The organism is Pseudomonas rossensis (assembly GCF_039888995.1).
GTDB classification, from domain to species: domain Bacteria; phylum Pseudomonadota; class Gammaproteobacteria; order Pseudomonadales; family Pseudomonadaceae; genus Aquipseudomonas; species Aquipseudomonas rossensis.
This window is the reverse complement of sequence record NZ_JBBWCB010000389.1, coordinates 1-239: the sequence shown is the minus strand read 5'-3', so window position 1 is coordinate 239 and position 239 is coordinate 1. Positions and strand designations below refer to the sequence as shown.

The window sequence follows — 239 nt, the reverse complement described above, 5'->3', positions numbered from 1 at the left end:
AAGGTGTCGTTGAACGCCGTGCCAATCACCTTCTCGATATTGAGCAAGGTATCGCCTTCGGCATCACCGCCAATGCCGGGCTTGCCCGTACCGGCGCGGATATCGACGTTGATCGCGGCTGCTGAACCAGAGTAGTCCACGGTGTCGAAACCGCCGGCGCCGTCGAAACCGATGACTCGACCATCCGCGACAAAACGGTCGTCGTAGTTCGAACCACGGATCACTTCGATATCGGTATA

1 pseudogene is annotated in these 239 nt (G+C 57.7%); it reads right to left on the bottom strand.

Features of this window, described 5'->3' with window-relative positions:
• Positions 1-239, bottom strand: a pseudogene (locus WLY71_RS30990) (hypothetical protein); the annotation flags it as partial.